Source organism: Synechococcus sp. OH2 (assembly GCF_047462155.1).
In the GTDB taxonomy this organism is placed as follows: Bacteria; Cyanobacteriota; Cyanobacteriia; order Thermostichales; family Thermostichaceae; genus Thermostichus.
Window position 1 is genome coordinate 1 of record NZ_JANSIR010000037.1, and the last position, 7,009, is coordinate 7,009.

A 7,009-nucleotide genomic window follows, 5' to 3' on the forward strand; every position below is an offset into this window, starting at 1 on the left:
TTGGTCACCATGAACCGTTCGGCTACCTGACGGATAGAGGTCTGACCTGCCTGATAAGCTGCTACGCTACAACTCTTTGCCGTAGATCCAAAGAATGGGTTGGCCTCTCTTCCTCCCTCTTAAAACCTGTACCCCATTTTAAATTAACAGGCTGTAGGTCGGAAATATCTTGGAGCAATCGCAGTCCCACTCAAGAGATCTCGCGAAGGTGGCGGCGGCGCTCCTCGTATTCGTCGCGGGTAATCAAGCCCTGCTTCAACTGGAGCTCCAACTGCTGCTCGGGATCCCGGACTTCCCGACCTTTCGCGCTGCTCCAGTCCAGCTCGATGAGATCCCGATTGAAGCGAAAATCGAAGTCCTCATTGGTCATGGTAAGCAACCACAGCCCTTCCAGCAGGCAGAGCGCTCGTAGCCCATAGCTGAGGATCTGCAGGGGAATAGAGGGAACCAACACCATCAGCCCCACCAGCAAGTACACCCAGCCCCAGCGCTTGTGGCCCATGTAGAAGCGCTGCAGTCCCGGGATCAGCACCCCCAGCACTGCCAGCCAGCCGGCTGCCTCGCGGACCAAGCGCTGACGTTTTTGAAGAGGGGTATCCGAGCCCTCGCTCCCAGCCATACATACCCTGCCCCACCTACACGTGCCACCAGGCTAGCGCAGTTTCCAAGGGCTTGGCAGAGGGGGAGGGAACACCAGCGCCTGCCGCGTATACTTGATGGGGGCAGATCGGAGGGCAAAGATGGCAGAGCGGGAGCTGGCCGTAGCAATCTTGGCAGCGGGCAAGGGCACCCGTATGCGGTCGCAATTGCCCAAGGTGCTGCACAAGCTGGGATCCCTGTCTTTGATCGAGCGGCTGCTGCGCACGGTGCTGGCCCTGGCGCCCCAGCGCTGTCTGGTGATTGTGGGTTACGGGCAGGAGCAGGTGCGCCAAACCCTACAGGGGTACCCGGTTGAATTTGTGGAGCAGGCCCAGCAACTGGGCACCGGACACGCGGTGCAGCAGCTTCTGCCTGTCCTTGGCAACTTTCAAGGGGATCTGCTGGTGGTCAACGGGGATGTGCCTCTGTTGCGGGTGGAAACCCTGCAGGCGCTGGTGGAACGCCACCGCCAAGTCCAGCCGGATGTGACCTTGCTCTCGGCCCAGGTGGCGGATCCCTATGGCTATGGGCGGGTGTTTTGCGATGCCCAGCAGCGGATCCTGGAGCTGGTGGAAGAGCGGGACTGCACCCCGGCCCAACGGCAAAATCGCCGCATCAACAGCGGCGTCTACTGTTTCCATTGGCCGGCCCTGGCCCGGGTGCTGCCCCGTTTGGAGCGGAACAACGCCCAGCAGGAGTACTATCTCACCGACGCGGTTAAACTACTGGAGAAAGCCATTGCCCTAGACGCTGAGGATCCTCAGGAAATCGTTGGCATCAACGACCGCCGCCAACTGGCCCAAGCCCACCAGATTTTGCAGGATCGCCTTAAGGAAGCTTGGATGGAAGCCGGGGTCACCTTTGTGGATCCCGACAGCGTCAGCCTGGAAGAGACGGTGGAATTGGCCCCCGATGTGGTGATCGAAGCCCAAACCCACCTGCGCGGGAGGTGCCGCATCGGGCCGCGCACCCGCCTGGGGCCGGGCAGTTGGATCGACTCCAGCACCATCGGCTCCGATTGCCACATCCTCTACTCGGTGGTCAGCCACAGCCAGATCGGCAACCATGTCTGGATAGGGCCCTATGCCCATATCCGCCCCAATAGCTGCATTGGCGACGGCTGCCGCATTGGCAACTTTGTGGAAGTTAAAAACACTCAGATTGGCTCCCACACCAACGCCGCCCACCTGGCCTACCTAGGTGACGCCAAGCTGGGATCCCAGGTCAACATCGGCGCCGGCACGATCATCGCCAACTACGACGGCCAGCAGAAGCACTTCACAGAAATCGGCGATCGCAGCAAGACCGGCGCCAACTCGGTGCTGGTGGCCCCCCTCAAGGTGGGATCCGATGTCACCATTGCCGCCGGCTCCACCATCCCTGCCCGCTACCCTGTGCCTGACGACTGCCTGGTGATTGCCCGTGCCTACCCGGTGGTCAAGCCCGGCTGGCGACCGGGGAGCGCTGCTGCTGCTGGCTGCCAACAGCCTCTACCCACGGGATCCCTCAAGATCTACCCCCTACGCCTGCTGCCCGGCCAAGACCTCAAGCAGGAGCTGGAGCGCTTTGCCCGCCAACAACCCCTGCAGGCAGCCTTTGTCCTCAGTGCTGTTGGCAGCCTCAGCCAAGCCACCCTGCGTCTAGCCGACCAAACGGAGGATTACTTGTTGGCCGAGCGCCTGGAGATCCTGGCCTTGAGCGGATCCCTGTGCCCGGACGGCGTCCATCTCCATCTGGCTGTTGCCGATGCCCAAGGCCGAACTTGGGGAGGGCACCTGCGCCCTGGCTGCCTCATCTACACCACCGCCGAGATTGTCCTTGCCGACAGCCTGGAGTACCGCTTCTCCCGTCAGCCGGATCCGGCCACCGGCTACTTGGAGCTGCACATCCAAAAGGTAGCAGAAGCAACCCCGCCCTCTCCCCAGAGGGCAGATGAGACAGCGGCGGGGATCCCTTCTTGCCCGCCGTGAACCGCGAGCGGCTGTAGATAGACGGTATAATGGCCAACATCTAGCATTGAGTCATCAGCACCTCATTTGGCAATTAAGGGTTGCTGGATAAACTCGGCGATTGGGGGTACCCGGCTATGCCCCGAGTGACCACTGCAGATGAGCTGCTGGCAAACTATGCCGCCGGCGAGCGCAACTTTCAAGAATCCAACCTGGTGGGTGTGGACTTGGTGCGTGCCACCCTGCAGGGGGTGAATCTGAGAGGGGCCAACCTCTCCTTTGGCAAGCTGAGCGGGGTTAACTTGCAGGAGGCGGATCTGCGTGGAGCCGATCTCAGCTCCGCCAACCTGATGGGGGCCAACCTGCGCGGTGCCAACCTTTGGGAAGCCAACCTCATTGGCGCCGATCTCAGCTTTGCCGATTTGCGGGAAGCCAACTTGCACGGGGCCTACCTGTGGGAAGCCAAGCTAACCCGTGCCCAACTGCAGGGATCCGATCTGAGCGGGGCAAAAATAGGCGGAGCGGTGCTGATTGGTGCCGACCTAAGCGGCGCCATCCTGCCCGATGGCACAGTGCAGCCCTGGCCTGCGCCGTCGGCCAGCAAGGCAGAATAGAACTGTTGCGACGGGATCCCTCATGCTGCTGCTGTTCCACTTGGCCTTGACACTGCTGTTGGCTTTGGGAGTGGCAGTCCTGGCCGGACAAAACCCCACCCCTCTGACCGTCTATTTTCTAATGTGGCGCTCGGTGGAGCTCCCCTTGGGGTTTCTCATCGCCGCGGCCATCGGCCTGGGTTTGTTGACGGCGGGGCTAGGCTCTTTGCTTTGGCCGGGGCGCAGCTTCTCCCTGACTGCCCGTCAGCTCCAGGAACGGCTGCAGCAACTGGAAAGGCAAGATCAGCCGCCTCCTGAGAGCGCAATCTCTCGGTAGCTGCCCTGGCTCTTGTGGATCGAGTCTGGGATCCCTTCGGATTTTTGGGGGCTGTCCTGCCGCCGGGGTGACCTACGCACTCAAGACAGGGCGTAAGCTGAGAGAGGATCCCTTTGCTGTTAGCGGTGCACAGACCAAGTGACAACCATGCCTCATTCCCAACCCTCTTCTCCGGCTAGCTCCCCCCAGGATCCGCGTGCCCTGCGCAAGGCTCTGCGCAGCTCCAGCACCTACTTTGCCAAAGGGTTTGAAGAGCACAAGGATCAAGCCCAACGGGAGCTGCAAACCACCTACAAAAGCTCGCTGGTGGAGCAGATCCGCGCCCAGTCCTACTGCTATCGGCAGGGGGATATCACCATCCATCTGGCCAAGGCGTTTGGCTTCTGCTGGGGTGTGGAGCGGGCGGTGGAATATGCCTACGAAGCGCGGCGCCGCTTTCCGGATCGGCAGATCTGGATCACCAACGAGATCATCCACAACCCTCTGGTCAACCGCCACCTACAGGAGATGGGGATCCGCTTTGTGGAGAAAGGCCCGGATGGCAAGAAGGACTTCTCCCAGATCCGGCCCGAGGACGTGGTGATCTGGCCTGCCTTTGGGGCCAGCGTATCGGAGATGGAGTTTTTCCGGTCGCAGGGCAACGAGATCGTCGATACCACCTGCCCCTGGGTGTCCCGCGTCTGGAACCAGGTGGACAAACACCGCGCCGCCCAATTCACCTCTGTCATCCACGGCAAGTACAACCACGAAGAAACCGTAGCCACCAGCTCTTTTGCCGAGAAATATCTGGTGGTGCTGAACCTGGAAGAAGCGCAATGGGTCGCCCGCTACATTTTGGAAGGCGGAGATGCGGCAGAATTTCGGCGGCGCTTCGACAAGGCCACGTCTCCCGGCTTCGATCCAGATCGGGATCTGGAGCGGATTGGCATTGCCAACCAAACCACGATGCTGGAGGGGGAAACGCGCGCCATTGCCAAGCTGTTTGAGACCACGATGCTGCGCAAATATGGCCCCCAGGAGCTGGATAACCACTTCATGAGCTTCAACACCATCTGCAACGCCACCCAAGAACGGCAGGATGCCATGTTTGAGCTGCTGGAGCGGCCCTTGGACGTGGTGGTGGTAATCGGCGGGGTCAATTCCTCCAATACCACTCACCTGCAGGAAATTGCCCTGGCCAAGGGGCTGCCCTCTTTCCACATCGATGGCCCCGACTGCATCCAGCCCCCCAACTGCATCCGCCACAAGCCCCTCCACCAAGACCCAATTGTTACCGAGGGTTGGTTGCCCGATGGGCCGGTGCAGATCGGCATCACCTCCGGTGCCTCTACCCCAGACCGGGTGGTAGAAGAGGTGATTCTGCGCATCTTTGCCCTACGTGAAGAACCCCAGCGGATCCCTAGCTAACTGTGTGATGACGGGATCCCTTTCCTCTTCCCCCTAGAGCCACTTTGGCGTGCTCACCACCCTTTTTCAGGTTTATCTCCCCCTGCTGGGCTGGACGCTGCTGGGGTTTGTCCTCCAGAAAAGGCTGCCCACCGGCTGGAAGCGTTGGCTGGATCCCCACGTTCTAGGCCGGTTCATGTTCTGGGTGGGGGTGCCCCTGGGCACAATTGGATTTATCCAGAAGGCGGATCTCTCCGGCCAGATCTGGGTGGCCCCTTTGGTCTGCTGGCTGGCAACCGGGCTGGGGTTTGCCCTGGCCAACGCCTGGCTAAGATGGCAACACCATGCCTGGCAGGGAAAGAACGAGCGGGATCCCTGGCTTTGGAGCAGAGCACGGCGAGGAAGTTTTTATCTGGCGGCCACCTTGGGGAATAGCGGCTATTTGGGTTACCCCATCTGTCTGGCGGTGGCCGGGAGCGCCTACTTCGGCTGGGCTTTGTTCTACGATTTGTTGGGTACGCTCTTTACGGCCTATGGGCTGGGGGTGTGGGTGGCCAGCCGCCACAGCCCCTCTCGCCCTCGTCCCCGGCAAACAGCGATCCGACTGCTGAGCAGCCCCACCCTTTGGGCCTTCTTTGTCGGCTTGGCCCTGGCTCGCCAACCCCTGCCGGGGTGGCTCTCTCAAGGCTTGGTTGCCTTTGCCTGGAGCACGATTCCCCTGAGTCTGATCATCTTGGGAATGCGGCTGGCTCAAGTGAAGCACTGGGGATCCTTTTTCCCTGCCGCAGTGGCTCTCCTCATCAAAATTGTGATTGTCCCTCTCTTGGTTGGCCTGGGGTTAACCTTGACTCCCTATCCCCCCTTGGCCAAGCTGGTGCTAACTTTGCAGGCTGGCATGCCTCCTGCTATTGCCACCCTGGTGCTCACGGAAGAATACGACTTGGATCGGGAGCTTACTGTAACGGCCCTGGCCGTAGGCTACTTGGCAGCTTTGTTTACCCTGCCCCTTTGGCTGGGGTTATGGGGATCCTAGTAGGCCAGGTGAGAGAGGGTTTGCTCGAGGTAGCAATGTACCAAACGATCCAGCTCAGACTCCTGGCTGGGCAGTTCCCGTCCTTGGAGCCATCCTCGGAAGCCCGAGCTTTCCACAATGGCCTGGCGCAACGGCTTCCAAACCGCTTGGGCGCGCCGTTCTGTATCGGGGCTGAGAGCAGGACTGGTCATGATTTCTGAGGAGGAAGCTGAGAGCAGACTGAACTCAGAATAGCCCGGATCCCCGTTGGCTTTGGCTTCCTAGGATACAAATCTGCCTATCTCTCTCCCCTCTCCCTGAGGAAGAGGGGCTGAAGGCAAGGCCAAGAAGCCCAGGGATCCCTAAACGAACAATTGGCTGCGCTGCTGGATGCGCAGGGTTGGCCCCAAGGCATTGAGGAGGGCAACGCCATAGCTGCGGGCAACGATGCGGCTATCCAAAATCGCCACCCAGCGGGTGGGCAAGCCGGAGGCTTCATCTGCTTCTGCGCCTTGTCGCAGAGGGGCGACAGCCCGCTGCAATTGGCTGGCCGCCACTGGCAAGAGGTATTGGCGGAACCAGTCCTGCTGGGTGCGCTGCAGATACTGCACCCGTCCGGCCACTCTTGGATCCTCCATCGAGGGAAAAGGCAGAGTGGCAATCGCCAGCAGCTCTGGACAGGGTAGGCTGGCCTTGTGCTGCAACCAGTAGGGCCAGTCGCAGACCAAAATGCCCTTTTCTCCGGAAAATAGGCTGTTTACCCGTACCCGCGAGCCAAATTCGGCAGCCAAAGCAGCCCCCACCTGTACCTGCAGAGGTTGATCCGACACCAGCACCACCACAAAGCCCTGCACCTGTGGGATCAGGCTCCTTAGCTCCTGCAACAGGTGCTCCCGGAAGAGGGGGCTGTTGGGCAAGGGCAGCCGCGGCAAGTAGAGGGAAAGGCTCGGCAAAGGCTCCCCGCCGGAACGGATCCAATCCTCGCCTGAGCTGAAGCGCAAGGGTGTCAGATCTGGCAAGCCCAGGCGCCAACGATAGGCCTCCGCCTGCCGATCCAGATCCAGGGCCTCGCCGATGATCACCACCGGCTGAG

General features: G+C 60.8%; 7 protein-coding genes and 2 pseudogenes. 6 read left to right on the plus strand and 3 right to left on the minus strand.

Annotation, left to right across the window (positions count from 1 at the left end):
* Positions 1-190 precede the first annotated feature (190 nt).
* Positions 191-619, minus strand: coding sequence for an SHOCT domain-containing protein (locus NW835_RS02410; RefSeq protein WP_414364237.1), 429 nt, complete (start codon positions 617-619; stop codon positions 191-193).
* Positions 620-740: 121 nt separating this feature from the next.
* On the opposite strand from NW835_RS02410, the pseudogene glmU reads away from it, so the two are divergent.
* From glmU to NW835_RS02440, 6 genes and pseudogenes are all read left to right on the plus strand, one after another.
* Positions 741-2,090: pseudogene (gene glmU, locus NW835_RS02415) on the plus strand (bifunctional UDP-N-acetylglucosamine diphosphorylase/glucosamine-1-phosphate N-acetyltransferase GlmU); the annotation flags it as partial.
* Complete coding sequence (locus NW835_RS02420) at positions 2,073-2,609, plus strand: PPC domain-containing DNA-binding protein (protein ID WP_414364241.1); 537 nt, start codon at positions 2,073-2,075, stop codon at positions 2,607-2,609. The pseudogene glmU and the gene NW835_RS02420, both read left to right, overlap by 18 nt.
* A 116-nt stretch (positions 2,610-2,725) precedes the next feature.
* A complete protein-coding gene (locus NW835_RS02425; protein WP_414364236.1) occupies positions 2,726-3,202 on the plus strand; it encodes a pentapeptide repeat-containing protein in 477 nt (158 codons plus the stop codon).
* A 22-nt stretch (positions 3,203-3,224) separates the two neighbouring features.
* Positions 3,225-3,518 carry a lipopolysaccharide assembly protein LapA domain-containing protein gene (locus NW835_RS02430; RefSeq protein ID WP_414364235.1) on the plus strand — a complete coding sequence of 98 codons (294 nt, stop codon included), beginning with the start codon at positions 3,225-3,227 and terminating at the stop codon, positions 3,516-3,518.
* 147 nt (positions 3,519-3,665) lie between these two features.
* On the plus strand, positions 3,666-4,925 hold the full coding sequence (locus tag NW835_RS02435; protein ID WP_414414431.1) for a 4-hydroxy-3-methylbut-2-enyl diphosphate reductase: 1,260 nt from the start codon (positions 3,666-3,668) through the stop codon (positions 4,923-4,925).
* Positions 4,926-4,974: 49 nt separating this feature from the next.
* Positions 4,975-5,937, plus strand: coding sequence for an AEC family transporter (locus tag NW835_RS02440; protein ID WP_414414432.1), 963 nt, complete (start codon positions 4,975-4,977; stop codon positions 5,935-5,937).
* Here the strand turns inward: NW835_RS02440 and NW835_RS02445 are convergent.
* A complete protein-coding gene (locus NW835_RS02445) occupies positions 5,934-6,128 on the minus strand; it encodes a hypothetical protein (protein ID WP_414364232.1) in 195 nt (64 codons plus the stop codon). The genes NW835_RS02440 and NW835_RS02445 overlap by 4 nt on opposite strands.
* Positions 6,129-6,278: 150 nt before the next feature.
* Positions 6,279-7,009, minus strand: a pseudogene (locus NW835_RS02450) (hypothetical protein); the annotation flags it as partial.